This window comes from Aeromonas sp. ASNIH4 (assembly GCF_002934425.1).
Classification (GTDB): Bacteria; Pseudomonadota; Gammaproteobacteria; order Enterobacterales; family Aeromonadaceae; genus Aeromonas; species Aeromonas hydrophila.
Genome location: NZ_CP026217.1, coordinates 4,545,685 through 4,569,689 on the forward strand (window position 1 = coordinate 4,545,685; position 24,005 = coordinate 4,569,689).

Sequence of the window (24,005 nt, forward strand, 5' to 3'; positions counted from 1 at the left end):
AAGACTACCTCTTAAGTTAAGAGGGGCGAAGTGTCTGGATCTTCAAGGGGCCAATCTAGGCATGTATCTGCCTGTTGTAGTGAATGTTTGCATGAAAATGATGGTCTTGGGTGAGGATGTATGACAACTAATTTAGCGGGGGTGCTGACGGATGTTGGTGCTCAACTTATCGAAGAGGCGTACCAGGCAGGCAAGACCGTCGTGATCACCAAGATGGCCCTGGGCGATGGTGGCGGCAACCCCGTGGAGGTTAAGCCATCCGTGACCAAGCTGGTGCGGGAGTTCCACCGTCAACTGCTGGATAACGGGGTGGCCGAGGATGCCATTTTGGGCGGGAGTATCAACTACATCCCCCAAGCCGACCATCGTGGTAAATGGCTGCGCGAATTTGGTCTGCTGGATGCCAGCGGCAACCTGATCGTGTATGCGGCGTATAGCCCTTCTCAAATCCCCGAAAACCCGAACATGGCCGCCCAATTCATTATTGGCATGATGGTGCCAGTCATGAACATTGAGGCGATTGAGGTCCAGGTTAACCCCGAAGGCACCGTCACTCAGGAAGAGTTCCACAATCACACCCACAAGCTCACTCTGTCTGGGGATGCAACCGGCTCGGTTACGCTCGGTAAGGACGGCGCGACGCTTGAAGTAACGGTGAAAGACGACAGCCACTCTCATACCATCGACAATGTGGACGGATTGCAGCAAGCGCTTGATAGTAAGTCGCCTTCAAACCACACCCACCCAGGCACGTTGACCAACCCGTTCTCGCTGGTCAAGGAGGACCTGAATACGATTACCAAGCCGGGAGCATACCGCCAGGACAATGATGGCAATGCGACGTTGGCTCTCAACTACCCAGAGGCGAAATCCGGTTCCCTCATTGTGACAGCTGGGGCCGGGGTGCAGCATCGTTATCACGTCTACAACACCAGCCGGGTCTATACCCGAGCCCAGTTCGACACCGGAGCGTTCACCCCTTGGGCCAGGGACTACAACACACTGAACAAGCCCACCCCCGATGAGCTTGGGGCATATCCTAAAACAGGCGGCCCCCTAGGCGGTGGCGTCGATGCGCAAGGCGCCATCTACGGCCGAGTTTGGCTGATAGCGCGTTCACGCGCAGGCAGTAATGGCGGCACTTGGCTCGGTATGGAAGCGCCCGAGGATGTCGATCCGTATATCAGCGCCAAGGTGAGCGCCGAGAACGCCCCATCCAAGGTGATCAGCTTCGGCCGCCATGAGATCACCGCCCTCAAGCGCCTAGCTGCTGATTCTGTGCGAGTGGGGGCAAATGGCGGCCTGAAATTCAGCCCATATGAAGATTTCCGGGGCCGCACTTGGGGTGCTGGCATGGATCCTGCGAATGGGATGTGGGGCCTCCACCGCTATCAGGATGGGACTTGGGTAGGGCAAGATTTCGGGGTGAGCTCTGACGGCGTCGTCAAGATGAATAGCTTGGTGGTGGATGGCGGCAGTGAGAGTAAATACCACCAAGTGCGGAGCAGCACGAACCCGTCTCTTGAGCTGCACGAGCCCGGCAAACATGCGGTGATGATGTATAAACCCATGGGCACCGCAAACGTCCGTTTCTGCCAGAGTAATGGAGCTGGCGGTGAGGCTCAGGGTTACGCTGAGATTGGGGCGTTCGGCGTCAAGTCGCTGACCAAGTTTAAGGCGGAGCTGAACAATAACCGGACATGGCCCGCCAAGGGACATCTCTCGTATAACGCCCCCGGAATTGCCACGCATTCCGGCGCGCTGTTTGGTGTGCTGGGTCAGTCGTTCAACATGGCCGGGGCCTATGACATCGAGATGTTCTATGGCTACCAGACGCTTGGTAATGCATCTGATTGTGGTCACACCTTCGCGGCTATTGATGGCGGTAGCTACACCCAAGTGTGGACCCTGCGCAACGGCGGCCAGCTGGAGTCACCGGGCGGATGGCGGATCGCCCCCAATGGTGACCTGTTCAGCCCACGCCTTAGCGGCAAGAATGTGGTTGATTGGGCCATGGACAGCTTTGCCGTTAAGCAGGCCGCCAGCGGTAACGCTGATGTGGTGGCCGGCACATACCAAGCTATTGGCGCTTACGTGTTTGCCGCGCTGATCCATACCGCCGGAAAAACTAGCCACGGCCAGCGAGTGTCAGGCGCTAATCTACGACCTTGCTCCTGTTATGAGTATGGTTACGCCGGTTACAGCCTGCCGGGTACTTGGCAATGTATGGGCGACATCATGAATGCGAACGATGATGACCGCTATGATGACCGAGCGACCCTGTGGGTTCGGGTCGCCTGAGAAGATAGGAGAACCTGATGGAACGTATTGAAGTACTCAGCGCCGTGCATCCTCGCCATTATGCGGCGGATCCCGATAGCATTACCTTGGATGTGAGGTTTTCCCACCTACCTGAGCCAGTCCAGTTCACCGCCCGCAAGGATGACCCGATGGAGCACGGCCGAGAACTCTACAGCCGGGCAGCGTTCGGCGAGTTTGGCGACATAGAGGTGATCCCGTTGCCGCCGCCGACGGAGGCCGAGCAGCAGGCTCGCCTCAATACCCTTCTTAAGCAGGCCGCCACTGCCATGGCCCCGCTGGAAGATGCCGAGAAGCTTGGCATTCTCAGCGATGAGGAACGTGTTCAGCTGACCGCCTGGCAGCACTACCGGGTCACTCTCTATCGTTTGCCACAAAGCGACGGATGGCCAACCAAGGTGACTTGGCCTGATGTTCCATCAGCTTAGTCTGTCTCGTTACAGCACGATTAGGCACGGTTAGATTCGGTATTTTGGCGGGTTCAAATCAAATTCTCGATAGGTTCAAAACAGCCGCGCGCCGTCAGCGGGAGATGCTGTTTTACGCCCTGCACGAGGGGGGCGGCCCCGCGCTGCAGGCGCTCGCCAATCGCCACAACCATGTGGGCCAGATTGCCCGGGTGCTGCGTATGATAGAGTCGCGTTACGCCGACAACCTGACCATGGAGGAGCTGGCGCGGGAGGTGAACATGAGCGTCTCCGCCTTCCACCACCACTTCAAGGCGGTCACCGCCACCTCGCCGCTGCAGTACATCAAGTCGTTTCGCCTCCACAAGGCGCGGATGATGATGCTGCACGACGGTATCAAGGCGGGGACCGCGGCGACCAGGGTCGGCTACGAGAGCAACTCCCAGTTCAGCCGGGAGTACAAGCGCTTCTTCGGCAGCACGCCGACGGATCAGGCCTCCCGCTTTAGGGAAGGCCAGCTGCGCATCATAGAGGGATAACCAGAGAGGAATTGTTCATGCGTGCACTGCTTTACCTGCTCACCGCCTGCCTGCTGACGGCCTGTACCGGCATCGCTGACGGCATCCGCCCCGTTACCGGCTTCCAACTCGACCGCTACCTCGGCACCTGGTACGAGATCGCCCGCCTCGACCACAGTTTCGAGCGCGGACTGGAGCAGGTGAGCGCCACCTACAGCCTGCGCGACGACGGCGGGGTCAAGGTACTCAACCGCGGCAAGCAGGGTGACGGCAGCTGGCGCGAAGCCGAGGGCAAGGCCTACTTCATCGACAAACCGGACGAGGCACGGCTCAAGGTGAGCTTCTTCGGCCCCTTCTACGGCGGCTACAACGTCATCGAGCTGGACCCCGACTACCAGCTCTCGCTGGTGACCAGCTACAACCACGACTACCTCTGGATCCTCGCCCGCTCACCCAATCCACCCAAGGCCAACGTGGATGTGCTGGTCGCCAAGGCGGCATCGCTGGGCTTTGCCACCGATCAGCTGATCTGGGTCAAGCAGACCCATTGAGCCTGTCGTGAAATAAAAAGGGCAGCCCGCGGGCTGCCCTTTTTCATGGACGTTCGAGTGATGATCAGAGCCGGAAGCGGCCGATCTCCTGTTCCAGCCGCTCGGTCAGCCCCTTCAGCTCGGCCGCTTGTGCCGCCTCCTGATTGGCCTGCCCGGCCAGCTCCTGGGAGACATGGCGGATGTTCTCGGTGTTGCGGCTGATCTCACTGGTGACCGAGGTCTGCTCTTCGGCCGCCGCCGCAATCTGGGTAGCCATGTCGCTGATGGCGCCGATTGCCTCGTTGATCTGCCCCAGGCTCAGGTTGGCAGACTCAGCATCCTCCACGCTGGTGCCCGCCAGCTGGCGGCTGGTCTCCATGCCGCTCACCGCCCGACGGGTGGTCTGCTGCAGGGTCTCGATCATCTGCTGGATCTCGTCGGTGGAGTCGTGGGTACGGCGCGACAGCACCCGCACCTCGTCCGCCACCACCGCGAAGCCGCGCCCCTGCTCGCCGGCCCGGGCGGCCTCGATGGCGGCGTTGAGCGCCAGCAGGTTGGTCTGCTCGGCGATGCCGCTGATGGTGGCCAGAATGCCGCTGATCTTCTGGGCGTGGGCATCCAGCTCCACAATGATCTGGCTGGCATCCGCCACTTCATCCGCGAGCCCGGTGATGCTGCGCTGGCTCTGGCCGACCTGCGACTGGCCGGCGACCGCCAGCTTGACCGCATCGCCCGAGGTGGTGGCGGCAAACTCGGCGTTGCCGGCGATCTCCTGAGTGGCGGAGGCCATCTCGGTCACCGCGGTCGCCACCATCACGATCTCGTCCTGCTGCTGGCGTACCCGCTGGCTGCGGGACTGGGCCCCGGCCGCCTGGGCGCGGGACTGGGCCGCCAGCTCGACGGTGACGTCGCGCAGCCGGCTGACGATGCCATGCAGCCGCGCCACAAACTGGTTGAAGCTCTCCGCCAGCTGACCCACCTCATCCTTGCTGCGAGTGTTGATGTGCACCGTGAGGTCCCCCTCGCCGTGAGCGATGTCGTGCAGCGCACCGGCGACCCGGCCCAGATCGGCAAACAGATACTTGAACATGGCGGTGAGCAGGGCGCTGAACACCAGCATCAGCACCAGGGTCAGCCCCACCAGTTGCCACAGCAGGGAGGCGAGCGGCGCCTCCAGCACGTCGCGATACATCACCATGGCCAGCAGCCAGTCGGTGCCTGCCACCGGCTGTACCGCCAGCAGCACGTCACGCCCGTCCAGGATGGCGGCGTGCAGCTCGTTGTTCTCACGGCCCCACTGCTGGAAGGTGGCCGCCGACAGGTCGGGGGAGAGCTCACCAATCTGCTTGAGCGCCAGCTCCTTGTTGGGGTGGCCGACGATGAGGCCGCTGCTGTCGAGCAGCATGGCGTACCCCTCGCCCTGCACCTGCATCGCCAGCACCTCGTCGATCAGCTTGTCGAGCGCCAGGTTGGCCCCCACGGCGCCGACCAGTTCGCCCTGATGCAGCACCGGCTCGGAGAGAGTGACCACCAGCTTCTGCATGGTGACGCTGACATAGGGAGCGGTGACGATGAGCTGCCCCGCCTTCACCGCATCCTGATACCAGGGGCGCTCGCGCGGGTCATAGTTGCCGGTGTTGAGGGAGGGGTCCTGGCGGGTCATCACCCCCTGAGTCGAGCCAAAGTAGGTGAGCCCGAACCCGCCCGAGGTGTAGGCCTGCTTCAGGTGCGGCACCAGCTCGGCCTGCGGGTTGTCGGCGATCAGGTTCACCAGCGCGTGCACCGTGTTCTTGCGATCCGCCATCCAGTCGCCGATGGCGACCGAGTAGGCGTGACCATAGTTGACCGCCTCGCTCTGGATGGCGCTCATGGTGCGGGATTTGAGGGTGTGAAAGGCAACGATGCCGAGCAGTGAGGCCATCAGCAGCACCACCCCCAGACTGGTGGCCAGCAGTTTGCCGCGCAACGAAAGTGTCATGACTACGGATCCTTGTTGTTGTGACGGGCCAGGGAGAGACCCTTATTTAATCAAGGCTATCGGCCACATGCTGAACAGACTTTAGTGAATCCCAGTATTTTTACATCTATCAACAACAGAACCCGCTACTCGTCATTACTGGATCGCTATTCCATGCCGCTGACAACCCGCATGAAGGAGCCAAAAAGCAGCCTCACATGACAACAACAAGGCCGCCCGCGGGCGGCCTCCCATACTCTGCCCGGCAGGGCTACTTGACACGGGCGATGGCGGTATTGAGCCGCATATTGGTCGCATCCAGCCCTGGGGTCTGGCCATGGAAGTCGAACTCCAGCCTGACACCGGGGCGGAACAGCAGGCAGTGGGTGGAGCCGCCGAAGTGGAACATGCCGAGCGGATCTCCCTTCTGCACCCGATCCCCCGCCTGCACCGTGATCTCGCAGCTCGACACCTCGGCCATCCCCACCGGCACCACACACATCAGGCCTATTTTGGGGTTGTCGGCCTCGATGAAGATAAGTGCCCGGGTCGCCACCGAGGTGAGGAACGGCTGAGAATTGTTGGGGGCGCTGGGATCCGCCCCCTGCGGGTCGGCAAAGCCTTCGAACTGGTTTTCCAGATAGTAGGTGCCGTTGACGATGCGCACCTTGCGGATGGTGCCGCTCACCGGGCTGTGCCAGCGGTGGTAGCTGAGCGCGCTGAGGAAGGCCTGGTAGACGGTGCCGCCTTCGAAACGGGGCGCCAGATCGTCAAAATCGAGCATGTTGTCCAGCGAATAGGGCTGCCCCTTGAGCCAGAACTGATCGCGGCGGCTCACCTCCTTGCGTACCTGCAGTGGCGCCGACTCGCAGGCGTTGACGATGACACTGTCATCCGCCGGCGCAGATACCGGCCGCACCCCGGCCCGAAAACGCCGGGTGAAGAAGTCGTCCCAGCAGCTGAACCCGTGGTATTCGGCCGCCGGCTCGCACTCGAAGATCTGCTCGAAGCTGCCCGGCGTGGGGTTGGGCCCCTCCCCGACTGCCTCGTTCGCCACCTTGACCATCTCGGCCTTGGCCACCTTGCCAAGCCAGGGCACCACCAGGGTCTCCTGATCCAGCCGGCTGACCGGTTCATTCAACACATAGCGGGAAGCCGGGCTTTGCAGGAACTGGGCCCAGTAGTCGAGGATCTTCTTGAACTGCTGGTTGATCAGGGCGTTGGCAAAGAAGTGATAGCCAGACTGGGTGGCCATGGGCCAGTCGAGCAGAGCATTGATGGGAAAGCCGATGAGACCGGATGGCTCGTGGCTGGGGATGTCCTGATACGCCTCGGGCGCCGTGGTCATGATGCCGTTGAGCAGCCCCAGGAACTCCTCGAACGAGCGTACCTCCGGCTGACCAAGCGGGGTCAGGTGCTTGTGACGCCAGGCTTCCTTGAACATGGCTTCGGCCTGGGCATGCAGCGCAGGGTCGGCATGGACCAGATCCCGCAGCTCGGCGATGGGGAGCACCAGCGCCCGCGGCTGCTGGGTCACGTAGTGCTTGATCCGCCGGATCCAGCGCTCGATATGGGCGCCATCGCGGGGGATCCAGCCACCGGGACGGGACTTGTTCAATCGGGTTTCAACTGCCTTGTTCATGGTTCGCTCTCCTCAGCTGATGTTCACGCCCACAATCCACGGCTTGAGCATTGAGTGCCGACCTGCCAACGGCATGCCAGGGCACCGACCCTGTTATGTAGCACAGGGAGCGCGACGGGACGATTGCCAGAAACGACAGGGCAAACCGGCGCAACAACGACTAGCGATCGGGATGAACGAGTACAACGAGAGGGAACGCCCTGCTACAGCAGGCGGGGCAAGGGACGACGGGAAAAAACGGGAGGCCCGGAAAAGCGAAAAGCCAGCTCAATGAGCTGGCTTCTCTGAAAAATGGCAGGGGCGGCAGGACTCGAACCCGCAACCATCGGTTTTGGAGACCGCTGTTCTACCAATTGGAACTACGCCCCTGCAACAAACGAGGCGAATTATACAAAGCCGGGATCAAAGGTAAAGGCTTTTTTCTCACTTTCGGTGCGATTGCACAAAGGACGAGCAAATCTCGTTACTTTTTGCAGCCAAAGGGGGTAACTCGCTGTATTTACAGCCTTGTTTGGGTAGGAAAGCCGCGGCAATGGGGGTAGGGTGAAGAGGTGACCAGGCAATGAGGAGGCTGCTCATGCTCAATTATCGGTTACTTCAACAACTTGCACCGCTCAACTTCCGGGATGAGAGCAAAACTGAGGCTCTGCCGGACTATCTGGCACGGGTCGCCCCGCTGGTGCCCTTCATTCCCGACAATGTGCTCTCCCAGTGGATTTACCGCCATTGGCGCGGTTTTGAATCCAACTGGAGCTTTATCGATCTCGCCCGCCACCAGTTCGAGTGTGAAAGCTGGCCCACCGCCAGGATCATCGAGCAGACCGGCTCCCGCCATATGGAGGTGGTTGAACGCTGGGGCGAGATGCTGAGGCACAACCGTTACGTCCGTCGATCCTGGCTCGGGGAGTACATGCTGAGCCAGGGTACCTGGTCCGAACCCATCATAGTGCTGGCATCGGCGGCGGGCAGCAGCTACCCGGACGGTCACCCGCTGCCACAACCCTATTGTCTGCTGGAGGGGCACCACAGACTCGCCTATCTGCGCAGCATGGCCGAAGATGCGCAGCCCTTGCAGGCCGAACACCAGGTGTGGGTTTGCCGGCCAGTTCACGAAAGTTAAACGTTTTTCAGTTCAAATCTTGCCTTTGAAATAAATTTTTGACAATTCAAAATGCGACTCTATAATCTGTCCGGTTTGAAAAAAGGTCAGGACAGGACGATGCAGTTTTTGCTGAAAAAGACAGCCTTGCAGACGGGTGGAGCGCACCAGAGCGGCCCCGTTGTTTCCGGTTCCCGACCCACAGATCCCCAATTGTTTTTAAAAAAAGCCCCTGTTTCAGGGGCTTTTTTTTGTGCCCGAAAAACCTTCATTGATGTCAAAGGGAATGCAGACGATGACCAATCCACTCTATAAGAAACATGTCATCTCCATTTCGGACCTGACCCGGCCCGACATGGAACTGGTGGTCGCAACCGCACAGCGGTTGAAGGCCGAGCCCGACACCCGCTTGCTGAAAGACAAGCTGGTTGCCAGCTGCTTCTTCGAAGCCTCCACCCGTACCCGCCTGTCGTTCGAGACCGCGGTCCAGCGCCTGGGCGGCAACATCATCGGCTTCGCCGACGGTGGCAACACCAGCGCCAAGAAGGGCGAGACCCTGGCCGACTCCATCAAGATCATCGGCTCCTACACCGATGCGGTGGTGATGCGTCATCCGAAAGAGGGCGCCGCCCGCCTCGCCTCCGAGTTCTCCCGGGTACCGGTCATCAACGGCGGTGACGGTTCCAACCAGCATCCGACCCAGACCCTGCTCGACCTCTTCTCCATCCACGAGACGCAGGGCAAGCTGGACGGTCTCAACGTCGCCTTCGTCGGTGACCTCAAGTACGGCCGCACCGTGCACTCGCTGGCCCAGGCCCTCAGCCTGTTCAACTGCCGCTTCTTCTTCATCTCGCCGGAAGCGCTGGCGATGCCGGACTACATCTGCGAGGAGCTGGAAGAAAAAGGCATCCAGTTCAGCGTGCACGAGACCATGGAAGAGGTGATGCCGGAGCTCGACATCCTCTACATGACCCGGGTCCAGAAAGAGCGCTTCGACGAGACCGAATACAAACACATGGCCGCCAAGTTCGTGCTGGAAGTGGCCACCCTGGAAGGCGCCAAGCCCACCATGAAGATCCTGCACCCCCTGCCCCGCGTCGACGAGATCGACGTCGCGGTCGACAAGACTCCCCACGCCTACTACTTCCAGCAGGCGGAGAACGGGGTTTATGCACGCCAGGCGCTGCTGGCTCTGGTACTGAACGAAACCGTCTAAGGGAAAGGGGTATATCATGTCCGAGAAGAACCAACTGCAAGTCGAAGCCATCCGTCACGGCTCCGTCATCGACCACGTCCCCGCCGGCCAGGGCATCAAGATCCTCAAGCTGTTCCAGCTGATCGAAACCCAGGAGCGCATCACCGTCGGTTTCAACCTGAAATCCGGCGCGCTGGGCAAGAAGGATCTCATCAAGATCGAGAACACCCGCCTGACCGAACAGCAGGCCAACCAGCTGGCGCTGTTCGCCCCCAAGGCGACCGTCAACATCATCGAAGACTTCGCCGTGGTGAAGAAACACCAGCTGGAGCTGCCGGAGTTCATCGCCGGGGTGTTCCACTGCCCCAACTCCAACTGCATCTCCCACAACGAGCCGGTGGACAGCTACTTCCGGGTGCGCGAGGTGAAAGGTGTAGTGCGGATGAAGTGCAAGTACTGCGAGAAGTCCTTCACCCAGGACATCGTCAGCGAACGCTACTGATAGCCAGACTCAAGAGATATCCAGGTGGGCCCCAAGGGGCCCATTTTTGACCCCTGTCACATCACCAAATAACCAGTTGGTTATAATTTGCCATCCAAACAGAGCTATTCCCGCTCATTTCCTGCCAGTGCATTGATTGCCAGTATTTTTTGCTGATATTCAGCGAATGCGGCAGATATCGAGCGTTTACCGTCGGTCATCATCAAAGGAATTCGCCGTGGTCAAAACCCTCAGTCGTCCCGTGGAACAAGAGCCCGATCTGGCCCAGCTGGATGCCTGTCGCCAGATCATCGGCCAGCACTGCTACAGCACCCAGGAGGAGATCCGCCGCGAGCTGTCGGAGCGCGGTTTCGCCGACATCAGCCAGTCCACCATCTCCCGTCTGCTGCGCCGGCTCGGCGTGGCCAAGGCCCAGAACGCCAACGGCAAGAAGGTCTACACCCTGGTGGACGAGCAGCTGGAGCCCGCCGGCAGCACCCGCTCCATCCACGACATGGTGCGTGAAGTGGTGCACAACCAGCAGATGGTGCTAATCCACACCACCCCTGGCGCCGCCACCGTGGTGGCCCGCCTGCTGGATCGCAACGCCAATCCCGAGATCATGGGCGCCGTCGCCGGCAACGACGTGGTGCTGGTCGCCCCGCGCCACATCAGCCGCACCCGTCAGGCCCACGCTGCCGTGGTACGCACCCTGGCGCAAGCCCGCTAAGCCCTCTCCCCCGAAGAGTTCGAGGCGACCCGCAGGTCGCCTTTTTGTTGCCGCTGATCTTCGCCAAGGCGGTTCATCAGTATCCGTTCTCCCCTCCCCACGACTTGAGTCGTCATGAGTCAGCCATAAAAAACGGGAGCCAGTGGCTCCCGTTTTCAGCTTTCTCTTCGTTGTGGATCAGAGCACTGCCCCCAGGCTCAGGCAGACCACGATCAGCACAGTCAGGATACCGAGCAGCGGAGCCACCCATTTCAGCCAGCGTACATAAGGCACCTTGGCAATCGCCAGGCCACCCATGACCACGGCGGAGGTCGGGGTCACCAGGTTCACCAGGCCGGAAGCGGACTGATAGGCTGTGACCACCAGCTCGCGACCCACGTTGGCGAAGTCGGCCAGCGGCGCCATGATCGGCATGGTCAGCACGGCCAGGCCAGAGGAGGACGGCACCAGGAAGGAGAGCACCACTTCCAGCACGAACATCACGTTGATGAACACCACGGTGGAGAGGCCGGTCACGATCCCTTCTGCGCTGTGCAAGATGGTGTGAGTGATCATGCCGTTGTCCATCACCACCACGATACCGCGGGCGATACCGATGATCAGGGCGACGCCGAGCAGGTCGCGGGCACCGTCGATGAAGTTGGAGGTCAGCTCTTCTTCGCTCATGCGGGAGATGACACCGACTATGATGGCGGCAGCCAGGAACACACCGGAGATCTGCGCCATCCACCAGCCCAGCACGGCCACCCCGTAGATCATCACGGCGAAGGCGGCGACGAAGATACCCAGCACGATTTTACGGGTCAGGGTGAACTCCAGCATCTGATCGCTCTTGTTGCCAAGGAAGTGGGCACGGTTCTCTTCCCACTTGTCAGCCACCAGCGATTTGCTCGGGTCGTTGCGTACCATCTTGGCGTAACGCATCACATAGGCCACGCACAGCAGCCAGCCGGCAACTAGCATGGCGACGCGCAACCAGATGCCGTCGGTGAAGGAGATACCGGCCGCGTTGGCGGCAATCACGGTGGCGAACGGGTTGATGGTGGAACCCAGGGTACCGATACCGGCCCCCAGCAATACGGTTGCGGCAGCCACCACCGGGTCGAAGCGGGCGGCCATCATCACCGGCACCAGCAGGGTGTAGAACGGCAGCGACTCTTCGGCCATACCGTAGATGGTGCCGCCCGCGGCGAACAGCGCCATCAGGATCGGGATCATCCACTCTTCCCGGCCGCGCAGACGGTCGGTTACACGCTCGATGCCGGCATCGATGGCACCGGTCTTGGTCACAATGCCAAGAAAACCACCGATGATCAGGATGAACAGGGAGACGTCGATGGCGCCTGCCTGATAGGTGTCATGGTTATAAAGACCGTCGATAGGTGCCAGCAGCACGTCGACGATCCCCTGGGGATTGCCCTCCACCAGTTTGTAGGTACCAGCCACCGGCACTTCCTTGCCGAGGGCTTCGTTCATGGTCATTTCATATTTGCCGGCCGGCACTATCCAGCTCAGGGCGGCCACCAGGGCGATCAGCACGAACAGTATCGTGTAGGCTGACGGGAACTTGAATTTGGTCATGGTCCAGCTTCCTTCTGTGGGTGTGGTATCCATGCAGGCTGCGGGTCGTAGGGTTAGAGGTATTATGCCGCTGTCACATGGTCGAAAAGCCGGGGGTCACCCCCCGGCACCACTACTGCGACCTTAGTCGCCCAGCGTAGCAACCATCACTGCCTTGATGGTGTGCATCCGGTTTTCGGCCTCGTCGAACACGATGCTGTGCTCGGATTCGAACACGTCCTCGGTCACTTCCAGGCCTTTCATGCCATATTTGTCAGCCACTTCCTTGCCCATGGTGGTCTCATCGTTGTGGAACGCCGGCAGACAGTGCATGAACTTCACATCCGGGTTCTTGGTGGCGTTGATGACATCCATGTTGACCTGATACGGAGTCATCAGTTTCACGCGCTGATCCCAGGCCTCTTTCGCCTCACCCATGGAGACCCAGACGTCGGTGTAGAGGAAGTCGGCACCCAGCACACCCTCTTTGACATCTTCGGTCAGGGTGATGCGTGCGCCGGTCTCTTCGGCGATCAGGCGGCACTTGGCGACCAGCTCCTCTTCCGGCCAGAAGGCTTTCGGCGCCACCAGGCGGATGTCCATGCCCATCTTGGCGGCGCCGACCATCAGGGAGTTACCCATGTTGTTGCGGGCATCACCCAGGTAGGCGAACTTGATCTGATCCAGGCGCTTCCCCTTACCGTGCTCCAACATGGTCATGAAGTCGGCCAGGATCTGGGTCGGGTGGAATTCGTTGGTCAGGCCGTTCCAGACCGGGACACCGGCGTAGGCACCCAGCTCTTCCACGATCTCCTGGCCGTAGCCACGGTATTCGATGCCGTCATACATGCGACCGAGGACCCGGGCGGTGTCCTTCATGGACTCCTTGTGGCCGATCTGGGAACCGCTCGGGCCGAGGTAGGAGACTTGCGCGCCCTGGTCGAAGGCTGCCACTTCAAACGCACAGCGGGTGCGGGTGGAGGTCTTCTCGAAGATCAGGGCGATGTTCTTGCCGACCAGATGCTTGCGCTCATAGCCACCGTATTTGGCCTTCTTCAGGTCGATGGCCAGATCGATCATGTATTGGATTTCGCGCGGGGTGAAGTCCAGCAGTTTCAGGAAGTTACGGTTACGCAGATTAAAAGCCATGATGAGTTCTCTCTATATTTGTTCAGACCAATTTGGGCAGTGTTGTTAACTACGCAGTTGTTCAGGCCAGAGCATTGGCTCAGGCATTGACGGTATTAGTGGCAACGATATTGGTGCCGGCTTCGCCCCTGAGGATGGCCAGACCATCTTCCAGGGAACCGATCCCGACCATGCCGCCGGTCGCCTTGACGAATTCGCAGGAGGCCTCGACCTTGGGCCCCATGGAGCCTGCATCGAACTTGACCCCGGCCAGCTCGTCCGGGCTGGTGACCCGCAGCGGACGCTGGGTCGGCTTGCCCCAATCCAAGTAGACGGCATCGGCGTCGGTCAGGATCAGCAGGGCGTCGGCCTTGATCTGCTTGGCCAGGTAGGCGGCAGACATGTCCTTGTCGATGACGGCCTCGATGCCGGTCAGGCTCTGGCCATCCCAGGTCACCGGGATGCCGCCACCACCGGTACAGATGATGAGGTGGCCCTGGGCGATCAGGGTTTCGATGGCGTCGCCTTCGACGATGCGCTGAGGTAGCGGGGACGGCACCACGCGGCGGAAGAACTTGCCGTCAGCCTTGACCGACCAGTGCTTCTCTGCAGCTAGGGCGCGGGCCTCCACTTCTTCATAAACCGGGCCGATAAACTTGGTCGGGTTGACGAACGCCGGATCCTCGGGGTCGACCTGGACCTGGGTCAGCAGCGCGGTGACGTTGCGGCTCGGCATCAGGTTCTTCAGCTCCTGGATCAGCATGTAGCCGATCATGCCCTGGGACTCGGCACCCAGCACATCCAGGGGATAGGGAGTGACCTTGGTGTAGGCGCTGTTCTGCAGGGCCAGCAGGCCGACTTGCGGGCCGTTGCCGTGCACTAGCACCACGTTGTACTCCTGGGCGATCAGGGCGATGGTCTTGGCGGCGGTGGCGATGTTCTTGCGCTGGATGTCAGCTTCAAGCGGCTCGCCACGACGGAGCATGGCATTGCCACCCAGGGCGACGACGACAGTTGGTTTTTTCATGGTGTTACTCTCGAGTCTTGGTGAGTGTGGCGCCAGCCTCTGCCGGCGCCACGCCGTCTTGTCAGATGCCGTCACGTTCCATCGGGCAGCTCATGCAGCGGGCGCCGCCGCGACCACGTCCCAGCTCTTCACCCGGGATGGGCAGCACAGTGATGCCAGCCTTGTCGTACTTCTCGTTGGTGTAGGTGTTGCGCTCGTAACCCACCACCACGCCGGGGCGCACGGTCAGCACGTTGTTGGCGTCGTTCCACTGCTCGCGCTCGGCCTCGAAGCTGTCGCCGCCCGTGGTGATGAGCTTGAGCTGATCCACCCCCAGCGCCTTCTCGATGGCGGTGACGAAGTAACCCTCCTCCTTGATGTTCATGCCGGTGGCGCCACCCGGGGTCAGGCTCCAGCAGTTCACGTCCTTGCGGATGACTTCCGGATAGACGGAGAAGGTGTCGACATCCATGTGGGTCATGACGGTGTCGAGGTGCATGCAGCTACGGTGTTTCGGCAGCTCCATGGCGATGACCTGTTTCGCCTGACCGTGCTTGAACAGGCTGCGGGCCAGATGCTCCACCCCTTGCGGCGTGGTGCGCTCGGACATGCCGATGAGCACGGCGCCACGGCCGATGACCAGAACGTCGCCCCCTTCGATGGTGGAGTTGTCGTAGTCGCGCTCCTCGTCACCGAAGTACTTGATGAACTCCTGACCGGCAAACTGCGGGTGCCAGCGGTAGATGGCCTTCACGTGGTTGGTCTCGCGACGACGGGCAGCCTTGGCCATGGGGTTGATGGAGACGCCGCCATAGACCCAGCAGGAGGTGTCGCGGGTGAAGAGGTGGTTGGGCAGCGGTTCGATGATGAAATCGGTCGGGGCATGCATGCCGACCACCATGTTGACGCCGCTGTAGGGCATCTCGGAGTAGGTGAGGCCGCCGGAGAGGATGCGGGCCAGCTCGCGGTGAGGCATATCCGCCAGGAAGCAGCGCACGTCGTTGGCCAGGGCAGTGCCGAGGCGATAGTCAGAGACCTGGTGTTGCAGCAGCCAGGCTTTGGCTTCCGGCACGTCCAGGGTTTCCGCCAGCAGATTGGTCAGGAGGAAGACTTCGACATTCTGATCGCGCAGTACCTGAGCGAATTTGTCGTGCTCCTGACCGGCACGTTCCACGGACAGGACGTCGTCAAACAGCAGATCCTGGCAGTTGGAAGGGGTCAGACGCTTCAGACTGAGGTTGGGGCGGTGCAACATGACACGGCGCAACTGGCCAACTTCAGAACCTACATAAAATTTGCTCATGATGATATTCCGTCTAGCAGTGGTCCCTGCGAGTGATTGAATAGATTCCTTCTATTCAGGCTCGTGGCTAAGGCGGAATATTCTTTATGTAGGGTACTCGGCTTGTGTTCTATCCTGCCATTGCCTTTCGACGCAGAGATTAGGTCTGGCAGCTCCACCAAACTTGGACATTGATCACATTCACCCGAGACTGCATAAATTCAGAAGTTAATTTATGATGGAGTTTACATATCTGACATTTCCCTCACCCTCCATCCGGCATAAATACGCAATAAATCCCCAATATATTCCACAAAGAACGCAATTCCATTCATCCATGATATCCACAAATGGATAGTCACCAATAAAAAATATCAAATAAATCATTACATTAAAATCAAATCGCTCATTTTTTGAATAAACTTCACCCACCTTTGAATTTATCCTCGCTTATCATCCCGTTTGCTCTCACATAAATAATCACCTGCTCCTTTATCGCTGAATAATCCATCTATTGTCCCAGATCATGGCGGCCTGCACGGGCCAGATGGCGAGCCTCATTGCCAAGTCGTGTGCACTATCTCTTTTATATGGATATGCATTTTGCACGCATCCTGATGGCGACTTTTTCACCGACCGGAGTGCAACCGGGATTCAAAGTTTTTTCATTAGTTGAATTTTTTCAGTCACCTTGCGCCGATTTCGGGTTCGCCTTAACTCAAAAAGTGACCTGATTACCCATGATTAGCAGTCAGTTACCACGAACTATACTGATCTTACGTACAGTTATCGAGGTGCGAGATCATGGCCAAAAGCAAAATCCAATTCCAGAAAGGCTACAGTCTGTTTGAGTTTCTCAAGGACTATGGCACTGAGGCTCAGTGCGAAAATGCGCTGTTCACTTGGCGTTTTCCTAACGGCTTTGTCTGCCCTGAATGTGCCAACAAGACCTGTTGTCGCCTGAGAAGGCGGCCACGTGTGTGGCAATGCAATCACTGCCGTCACCAGATGTCATTGACTGGAAATACGATTTTCGCAAACACCAAGCTCCCACTGACCAAGTGGTTTCTGGCAATGCACCTGTTGTCACAAACCAAAACAGGCTTGTCAGCGATGGAGCTAAAGCGCCAGTTGGGCGTCAAATATGACACCGCCTGGATGCTCAAGCACAAGCTGCTGCAAGCCATGAAAGAGTCCGATGACAAGCAGCCCATCAGCGGCATCATTCAGCTCGATGATGTCTACTGGGGTGGCGAGCGCCGTGGTGGCAAACGGGGTCGGGGCGCGGCAGGCAAGACGCCGTTTATGGCAGCAGTGGCCCTGAACAAGGAAGGACATCCAATCAAGATGCGGATGACGGTGGTCGATGGTTTCAAAACCAAGTCCGTTGCTGATTGGGCAAAACGGCATATTGCCAGTGGTAGCGCGGTGATATCCGATGGATTGGCCTGTTTTAAAGCGGTCAAGGAGGCCAATTGTGAGCACCTGGGTGTTGTCACCGGGGGCAACCTGGACTGGCTGGATCATCCGGCATTCAACTGGGTAAACACGATGATAGGAAATGTGAAAAACTCGCTGCGGGGCAGTTGCCATACGCTCGGAGCGAAGCATTTACCAAGGCATCTTGCGGAATACTGCTTCCGGTTTAATCATCGTTTTGACCTCAAGAGCATGTTGGTTGAATTGGGGCATGCAGTCGTGGCAAGCCCTCCGATGCCATATCGGCTCTTGAAGCTGGCTGAGGGTCATGGGTAATCAGGAAAAGTGATGCTTGTCACATTCGTTCCCGTCACCAAGGAGATAACCATGAAGATCCCGTCGCTGTTTCTGCTCGTCGCCCTGGTCCTGCCCATGACACCTGCCCTGGTGCATGCCCAGGGAGCCCCCGCCATGCCGCTGGTGGTCTGTCACGTTGACCAGGCACCCCAGATGCTGGTACCCGCCTACCTATGCCAATGGTACGGTGGCAGCCAGCACCCCTGACCCTCTCGCCCAAGGGGAGGCGATCTCCTCTTGGGTCATCTCAGCTTTCCCTCCTTTACCTCCTTTATCTCCTGAATGGGATCCGGACCACGCCACCTGCATCATGCCCGTTGCCCTCCTCCACCCTCATCTGCGATCGACACTGACCGGTCTCCCCGGATTCTGAACCGCAGTTAAACGTCCTGTGAGACATTCGCCATCGATTGCGTAAGCAAAGTGCCAACAAAATTCTCGCCATAGTCGGAAGATACGCGTGAAAAAACAGCATAAGAGATCATTAAAGCCATGATTTTAAAAAAGATAACTTCATTATCCTTTCTCGGGAAACCAGTTTGAATAAAACGTTTTTCAGCATGTCATTGTCGCCCTGCGCGAAATCCTTATAGTTACTCCTGCACGGACGCAATGAAGTCGGTCAGGAAGACTGGCTGCCAGGGTTGGGCAAATGGACTCACCACAGGATGTGGTAAAGGACACCTCCCAGGACGGAGAAAGTGCGACGGGAACGGATGACTCGTCAGGCCATGATGGCTAAAGGACACCCCAAAGGATTGGGAAGGGGAAACCTAAAGGAAGAGGTATAGTCAGGGATTGCAGGGAGCAACTTCGTTCAAGGATATGAGCGATAAGACTATCGGGGGCGACGCAAGTCGCCCCCATCTTTTTTTGGGTTTTTTTCACGTCTGCCCGCTGATGGGTTACCCCGGCCACGGCATTGCTGGCCAAGGTAGCCGGGACTCGCCCAGCCGGCGCTATTCCAGCCGGAAGTGCCCCACTATCTCCCGCAGCCTGTCATAGGTGCGCTGCATGGCATTCGAGCTGTCCACGGTGCGCTCGCCATTCCCCTTGAGCTGGGTGATCACCTCGGCGATGGCACTCATGTTGCGATTGATCTCCTCGGCGACGGCACTCTGCTCCTCCGCGGCCGTGGCGATATGGCTGATGAGATCGTTGATCTCCACCACTTCTCCCGCCATCAGATCCAGTGACGCATTCACCTTGCTGGTGTTTTCCGCCGCATCCTGGCAGCTCTGCCGGGTGTTGCCCATGGCAGCCACCACGGTCTGGGTGCCCCGTTGCAGCCGGGTCAGCATGGTCTGGATCTCGGCAGTGCTCTTCTGGGTGCGTCCCGCCAGAGAGCGCACTTCGTCCGCCACCACCGCAAACCCCCGCCCCTGCTCACCAGCCCGGGCTGCCTCGATGGCAGCGTTGAGGGCCAGCAGGTTGGTCTGCTCTGCGATGCCACCGATGACCCCGAGAATCGAGCCTATCTGCTGCACATCCTGCTGCATGGCTTCGATGGAGTGTGCCGTGGCCTCCACCTCCGTCACCAGCGCAGTGACGCTGGCCATGGCCTGATCCACCACCTGACGCGACTGGTTGGCCAGTTGCTGGCTCTGGCCGGTCAGCTGGGCAGTATTGGCCGCGCTCTCCGATACCGAGACGGCAGTACGGCTCATCTCGTTGATAGCGGTGACCACCTGTTCGGTCTCCCGCACATGCTCGGCCAGCAGGCCCTGGGCTGACCCCGTCTGCCTCGCCAATGCCGATATCCCTTCATTGAGCTGGCCGCTCGCTTGTCTCACCTCCCCCATCATGCCCTGCAACTGCTCGATGAAACGGTTGATGCCCGCCGAGATCTGGCCGAGATCATCCTTGCTGGTCACCGTGAGCCGACGGGTCAGATCCCCATTGCCCTGGGAGAGCTCCTGTACCAGGTCGCGCAGGGAGAGGATGGGTCTATAGGCCAGATTGAGGGCCACCATGGAGAGGGCCAGTACCAGCGCCGCCACCCCGAGCAGGGCCAGGGTGATCTTGCCGTTGAGCGCCTGGGTCATGGCCCGGATATAGTCGAGATCCACATAACCGGTCAGGGTCCACTCGCTGCCGCGAATATCCAGCTTGTTGGGGCGGCTCTCGCTCTCTCCCTGGGGCTTGCTGCTGTAGAGCACCTGTCCCTGACTGTCGGTGAGGGAGAAGTAACGCCCTTCCCCGCTTACCTTGGTCAGCAGCGTCTTGAACTCGCTCATGTCGAGGTAGTAGAGGTAGGCGGAGTCTGCACCGCGCGGCACCAGAATGGAGATGACGGGTTTGCCGTCCAGCTGCTCCAGCGGGCTGACGGTGATCTGGTTGTTGGCGGCGGGGATCAGCTTGCGCAGGGCGTCAACCCTGGCCTTGTCGTCGATGACCCCGTTCGCGTCGAATGCCATGTCGCCAATGAGCTTGACGATGTTGTGAAAGCCGGTCTCCTGCAGCGCCTTCTTGACGCTGGTCACCCCGAGGTTGAGGTTGGCGGCCAGCAGCACCTTCTGGTTGATGTCACCCGCCAGCTTCTCCCTGACCAGGGTGATCTGCTCGTTGATGTTCTGGGTGGCCTGGGTGCGGATGTAGCCGCTGATGAAGTGGTTGACGCTGAACCAGGCGGTACCGATGGTGACTAGAATGGCGAGCAGCAGCAGCACGTTGATTTTGACTTTGAATGCCATGGTATGGGTCCCTCCAAAGAGAAAGGGCCGGAATGACCCGGCCCTCCCTGCCAATGCTTACTTCTTCTTGGCGTACTTCATGGAGTCCAGGGCTACCGCCAGGATGATGATGCCGCCCTTGATGATGAACTGCCAGTAAGGGCTGACACCGATGTAGGTCAAACCATAGTTGATCAGCGTGAAGATAAGTACGCCGGTGATCACACCCGCGACAGTTCCCACACCGCCGGCAAACGAAACGCCCCCCACCACGCAGGCCGCGATGGCATCCAGCTCGTACATGAAGCCGAGGTTGTTGGTGGCACTGCCGATCCGCCCCGCTTCCAGCATGCCGCCGAAGGCGTAGAAGACACCGGCCAGGGCATAGATGACCACCAGGTTGACGGCGACGTTGACACCGGACACCTTGGCCGCTTCCGGGTTGCCACCGATGGCGAAGATGTTCTTGCCAAAGCGGGTCTTGTTCCACAGCACCCAGACGAAGACGCTGGCGATGGCCGCATAGAAGGTCAGGTACGAGAGTTTGAACCCGCCAATCCGGATGAAGCCCTGCGCAAAGTTGGAGAAGCGAGGATCAAACCCGGCTACCGGAGAAGCCCCTACGGAGTCGAAATAGAGGGAGTTGATGCCGTAGACGATGATCATGGTGCCCAGCGTGGTAATGAAGGGCGTCACGTTCAGGTAGGCGACGATCAGGCCGTTGACCAGACCAATCAGGGCCCCCACCACGCACACCAGCAGGATCACCGCCGGAATGGGCACCTCCCCCAGGGTGGGGAAGACCTTGTTGACGTTGGTCAGGGCCTGCAGCATGGTGGCCGCGATCAGCGCTGCCAGGCCGACCTGGCGACCGGCCGACAGGTCAGTACCCTGGGTGATGATGATGCCCGCCACCCCGAGGGCGATGATGACCCGTACCGAGGACTGGGTCAGGATGTTGCTGAGGTTGGTGAGGCTGAGGAAGGAGGGCTCCTTGATCACGATGATCATGAGCAACACCAGCAACACCACATAGATGCCGTTCTCTTTGAGCGCCTGCATCAGATTGAAATTTTTAGCCGACTCCATAATGTCTTCCTGTCTTTATAGGTACAGAGATGCCAGGCGCAGGATCTCGCTCTGGTCAGTTTCTTTGGTGTTGACGATCCCCGCGACCCGGCCATTGCTCATGACCATGATGCGGTCCGTGATGCCGAGCAGTTCCGGCATTTCGGAGGAGATGATGACGATGCCCTTGTCCTTCTTCGCCAGCTCCAGGATGAGCTGGTAGATCTCGAACTTGGCGCCGACGTCGATACCCCGGGTCGGTTCATCCAGCATCAGGATCTCGGGCTGGGTCAGCAGCCAGCGACCGATGATCACCTTCTGCTGGTTGCCACCGGAGAGGGAGCCGATCTGGGTCTGCTGGGTCGGTGTCTTGACCCGCATGGAGTCGATGACCCACTGGGTATCGCTCTTCATCTTATTGTCGCTGAGCAGCCCCATGGATCCCTTGTAGTTGTCCATGTTGGCGATCAGGGAGTTGAAGGCGATGTCGAGGCGTGAATAGATCCCGGTGGAGCGGCGCTCCTCGGTCACCAGGGCGAAGCCGTTCTGGATCGCCTCGTGGGCGTTGTGGTTCGCCACCTCTTTGCCGTGCAGCTTGATGGTCCCTTCGCTGCGATCGCGGATGCCGAACAGGGTCTCCACGATGTCGGTGCGCTTGGCCCCCACCAGACCGGCGATGCCGAGGATCTCCCCCTTGTGCAGGTTGAAGGTCACGTCCTTGATGGAAGGCTGGTTCTTGGCCGTCAGGTGCTCGACCTCGAGGATCACCTCTTTGGGCTGGTTGGTTTTTTCCGGGAAGCGCTGGGTGAGCTCGCGGCCCACCATCATGCCGATGATCTGATCCATGGTCATGCCCTTGAGGGGCTGGGTCGCCACCCACTGGCCATCCCGCAATATGGTGATCTCGTCACAAAGCTGGAAGATCTCTTCCATCTTGTGGGAGATGTAGACGATGCCGCACCCCTTCTCCTTGAGCTTGTTGATGATCTTGAAGAGGTGGTTGACCTCTTTCTCGGTCAGGGAGGAGGTGGGTTCGTCCATGATGACGATCTTGGCGTCATAGGAGAATGCCTTGGCAATCTCGATCATCTGCATCTGGGAAACCGACAGGGTGCCGACCTTGACCCTGGGGTCGATGTCGATGTCCAGCTCCTCGAAGATATGCTTGGTGTCCTGATACATCTTGCCGTGGTCGACAAACAGTCCCTTGGTGGGATAGCGGCCGAGCCACATGTTGTCCATCACGGTGCGTTGCAGTACCAGGTTCAGCTCCTGGTGCACCATGGAAACGCCATTCTCCAGCGCCTCTTTGGACGAGGTGAAGTTGATCTCCTGTCCCTTGAAGAAGATCTTGCCCTGATCCTTCTCGTAGATGCCGAACAGGCACTTGAGCAGCGTGGACTTCCCTGCGCCATTCTCGCCCATCAACGCATGCACAGAATGAGGACGGACCCGTAAATTGACATTATCGAGTGCCTTGACGCCAGGAAAGCTCTTACTGACGTCAATCATCTCCAACAGCCATTCTGATTGTTGCCGTGTTGTCATATCAGCCATCACATCTGGTTGAAAAGAGGGCAAGGGGATCTCCCTTGCCCTGAGGGGAGGAATTACTCGAATTGGGACAGGTTGTCTTTGTCTACGCCCACGTAGGCAACGCGGACGACCTTGTTGTCGATCTTCCAGTTGGTGCCTTCACCGGCCGGCTTGCCTTCGGCCAGGTTCTTGGTCAGCTCGAAGGTGGCCTTGGCCTGGTTGGCCGCATCGTTCAGCACGGTACCGGCCATGGCACCGCTCTTGACCATGGCCAGGGCTTCCGGCAGGGCGTCAACACCGAACACCGGGATGGCGGTCTTGCCCTGGGCCTTCAGGGACTCCACGGCGCCCATCGCCATGCCGTCGTTGTTGGCGATGACTACTTCGATCTTGTTGGCGTTCGGACCGGAGATCCAGGCGTCCATCTTGTCCTTGGCCATGGCGGTATCCCACATACCGGTATCCATGTGCAGCTGCTCGGTCTTGATGCCGCCATCGTTCAGAGTCTTGACGACGTAGGTGGTGCGGGCTTCCGCATCCGGGTGGCCAGGCTCACCCTTGAGCAGCACGAACTGGATGACGCCATCCTTGTTCAGATCCCACTCGGGGTGCGCTTTCCAGTGCTTGGCGATCAGCTGGCCCTGGATGATGCCGGACTCCTTGGAGTCGGTGCCAACGTAGTAGGCCTTGTCATAGCTGGCCAGGTCGGCCGCGCTCGGTTCCTTGTTGTAGAAGACCACGGGGATCTCGTCCGCACGGGCTTTCTCAATCACGACAGGGGCCGCCGCCGGGTCAACCAGGTTGATGGCCAGAGCCTTCACGCCCTTGGCCAGCAGTACGTCGATCTGGTCGTTCTGCTTGGACTGGTCGTTCTGGGAGTCGTTCATCAGCAGTTCCACACCCGGGGTGGCCGCCGCTTCTTTCTCGATGGCCTTGCGCACCACGGCCATGAAGTTGTCGTCGTACTTGTAGACGGTGACCCCGATACGGGTATCGGCCTGGGCTTGGGCTCCCGCCATCAGTCCCATCAGCAAGGTGGCAACTGTCGTGAGTTTTTTCATTGTTATGCTCCGATCTCTATCTGTTTTTTGTAGGGAAT

The 24,005-nt window shown here is 59.4% G+C and carries 20 protein-coding genes, 1 tRNA gene and 1 pseudogene; 11 read left to right on the forward strand and 11 right to left on the reverse strand.

The genetic code is table 11. The annotated features are described in order from the left end of the window. The first annotated feature begins 120 nt into the window (after positions 1-120). The 4 genes and pseudogenes from C2U40_RS21395 to C2U40_RS21410 all read left to right on the forward strand — a co-directional run bounded on the left by C2U40_RS21395 (position 121) and on the right by C2U40_RS21410 (position 3,795). Complete coding sequence (locus C2U40_RS21395) at positions 121-2,301, forward strand: phage tail-collar fiber domain-containing protein (protein ID WP_104467498.1); 2,181 nt, start codon at positions 121-123, stop codon at positions 2,299-2,301. Positions 2,302-2,318: 17 nt separating this feature from the next. Next, positions 2,319-2,747: a tail fiber assembly protein gene (locus tag C2U40_RS21400; protein ID WP_103829339.1), complete on the forward strand. Its 429-nt coding sequence runs from the start codon at positions 2,319-2,321 to the stop codon at positions 2,745-2,747. A gap of 98 nt (positions 2,748-2,845) precedes the next feature. Beyond that, positions 2,846-3,265, forward strand: a pseudogene (locus tag C2U40_RS21405) (helix-turn-helix domain-containing protein); the annotation flags it as partial. Positions 3,266-3,282: 17 nt separating this feature from the next. After that, complete coding sequence (locus C2U40_RS21410; protein ID WP_103828824.1) at positions 3,283-3,795, forward strand: lipocalin family protein; 513 nt, start codon at positions 3,283-3,285, stop codon at positions 3,793-3,795. A 64-nt stretch (positions 3,796-3,859) separates the two neighbouring features. Here C2U40_RS21410 and C2U40_RS21415 read toward each other — a convergent pair whose 3' ends face one another. From C2U40_RS21415 to C2U40_RS21425, 3 genes are all read right to left on the reverse strand, one after another. Next, complete coding sequence (locus tag C2U40_RS21415) at positions 3,860-5,752, reverse strand: methyl-accepting chemotaxis protein (protein ID WP_103828823.1); 1,893 nt, start codon at positions 5,750-5,752, stop codon at positions 3,860-3,862. 250 nt (positions 5,753-6,002) lie between these two features. After that, entirely contained in the window at positions 6,003-7,373 is a 1,371-nt protein-coding gene (locus tag C2U40_RS21420) for a phosphatidylserine decarboxylase family protein (RefSeq protein WP_103828822.1), read from the reverse strand. 292 nt (positions 7,374-7,665) lie between these two features. Continuing rightward, positions 7,666-7,742 (reverse strand) — tRNA-Trp (locus C2U40_RS21425). A 208-nt stretch (positions 7,743-7,950) separates the two neighbouring features. Between C2U40_RS21425 and C2U40_RS21430 the strand changes: the two genes are divergently transcribed. The 5 genes from C2U40_RS21430 to C2U40_RS21445 all read left to right on the forward strand — a co-directional run bounded on the left by C2U40_RS21430 (position 7,951) and on the right by C2U40_RS21445 (position 10,878). Then, positions 7,951-8,493: a hypothetical protein gene (locus C2U40_RS21430; protein ID WP_103828821.1), complete on the forward strand. Its 543-nt coding sequence runs from the start codon at positions 7,951-7,953 to the stop codon at positions 8,491-8,493. 99 nt (positions 8,494-8,592) lie between these two features. Beyond that, the gene (locus C2U40_RS26280) at positions 8,593-8,787 is read left to right on the forward strand and encodes a hypothetical protein (protein ID WP_123785055.1); all 195 of its coding nucleotides are present in this window, start codon (positions 8,593-8,595) and stop codon (positions 8,785-8,787) included. Further along, positions 8,768-9,688 carry an aspartate carbamoyltransferase gene (pyrB, locus tag C2U40_RS21435; RefSeq protein ID WP_016352301.1) on the forward strand — a complete coding sequence of 307 codons (921 nt, stop codon included), beginning with the start codon at positions 8,768-8,770 and terminating at the stop codon, positions 9,686-9,688. The genes C2U40_RS26280 and pyrB overlap by 20 nt, the downstream gene beginning before the upstream one ends. Before the next feature lie 16 nt (positions 9,689-9,704). Further along, positions 9,705-10,169 carry an aspartate carbamoyltransferase regulatory subunit gene (gene pyrI, locus C2U40_RS21440; protein WP_011707750.1) on the forward strand — a complete coding sequence of 155 codons (465 nt, stop codon included), beginning with the start codon at positions 9,705-9,707 and terminating at the stop codon, positions 10,167-10,169. A gap of 217 nt (positions 10,170-10,386) precedes the next feature. Further along, positions 10,387-10,878, forward strand: a complete 492-nt coding sequence (locus C2U40_RS21445) for an arginine repressor (RefSeq protein WP_016352302.1) — start codon at positions 10,387-10,389, stop codon at positions 10,876-10,878. 177 nt (positions 10,879-11,055) lie between these two features. Here the strand turns inward: C2U40_RS21445 and C2U40_RS21450 are convergent, their stop codons facing one another. The 4 genes from C2U40_RS21450 to arcA form a co-directional block, all read right to left on the reverse strand. Beyond that, positions 11,056-12,459 carry a YfcC family protein gene (locus C2U40_RS21450; RefSeq protein WP_017409771.1) on the reverse strand — a complete coding sequence of 468 codons (1,404 nt, stop codon included), beginning with the start codon at positions 12,457-12,459 and terminating at the stop codon, positions 11,056-11,058. A gap of 123 nt (positions 12,460-12,582) precedes the next feature. Beyond that, positions 12,583-13,587: an ornithine carbamoyltransferase gene (argF, locus tag C2U40_RS21455; protein ID WP_005339721.1), complete on the reverse strand. Its 1,005-nt coding sequence runs from the start codon at positions 13,585-13,587 to the stop codon at positions 12,583-12,585. Positions 13,588-13,666: 79 nt separating this feature from the next. Further along, entirely contained in the window at positions 13,667-14,593 is a 927-nt protein-coding gene (arcC, locus tag C2U40_RS21460; protein WP_103828820.1) for a carbamate kinase, read from the reverse strand. Between the two features lie 61 nt (positions 14,594-14,654). After that, complete coding sequence (gene arcA, locus C2U40_RS21465) at positions 14,655-15,875, reverse strand: arginine deiminase (protein WP_103828819.1); 1,221 nt, start codon at positions 15,873-15,875, stop codon at positions 14,655-14,657. A 783-nt stretch (positions 15,876-16,658) separates the two neighbouring features. On the opposite strand from arcA, the gene C2U40_RS21470 reads away from it, so the two are divergent. Then, entirely contained in the window at positions 16,659-17,609 is a 951-nt protein-coding gene (locus tag C2U40_RS21470) for an IS1595-like element ISKpn3 family transposase (RefSeq protein WP_017781102.1), read from the forward strand. A 12-nt stretch (positions 17,610-17,621) separates the two neighbouring features. After that, complete coding sequence (locus tag C2U40_RS21475; RefSeq protein WP_103828818.1) at positions 17,622-17,837, forward strand: hypothetical protein; 216 nt, start codon at positions 17,622-17,624, stop codon at positions 17,835-17,837. A 752-nt stretch (positions 17,838-18,589) separates the two neighbouring features. Here C2U40_RS21475 and C2U40_RS21480 read toward each other — a convergent pair. The 4 genes from C2U40_RS21480 to mglB are packed head-to-tail and all read right to left on the reverse strand — an operon-like array spanning position 18,590 to position 23,967. After that, on the reverse strand, positions 18,590-20,323 hold the full coding sequence (locus tag C2U40_RS21480; protein ID WP_039039635.1) for a methyl-accepting chemotaxis protein: 1,734 nt from the start codon (positions 20,321-20,323) through the stop codon (positions 18,590-18,592). Between the two features lie 57 nt (positions 20,324-20,380). Next, positions 20,381-21,391, reverse strand: a complete 1,011-nt coding sequence (gene mglC, locus C2U40_RS21485) for a galactose/methyl galactoside ABC transporter permease MglC (protein WP_010676014.1) — start codon at positions 21,389-21,391, stop codon at positions 20,381-20,383. Between the two features lie 15 nt (positions 21,392-21,406). Then, positions 21,407-22,927: a galactose/methyl galactoside ABC transporter ATP-binding protein MglA gene (gene mglA / locus C2U40_RS21490; RefSeq protein WP_010676015.1), complete on the reverse strand. Its 1,521-nt coding sequence runs from the start codon at positions 22,925-22,927 to the stop codon at positions 21,407-21,409. 53 nt (positions 22,928-22,980) lie between these two features. Next, positions 22,981-23,967 carry a galactose/glucose ABC transporter substrate-binding protein MglB gene (gene mglB / locus C2U40_RS21495; RefSeq protein WP_010676016.1) on the reverse strand — a complete coding sequence of 329 codons (987 nt, stop codon included), beginning with the start codon at positions 23,965-23,967 and terminating at the stop codon, positions 22,981-22,983. Positions 23,968-24,005 lie beyond the last annotated feature (38 nt).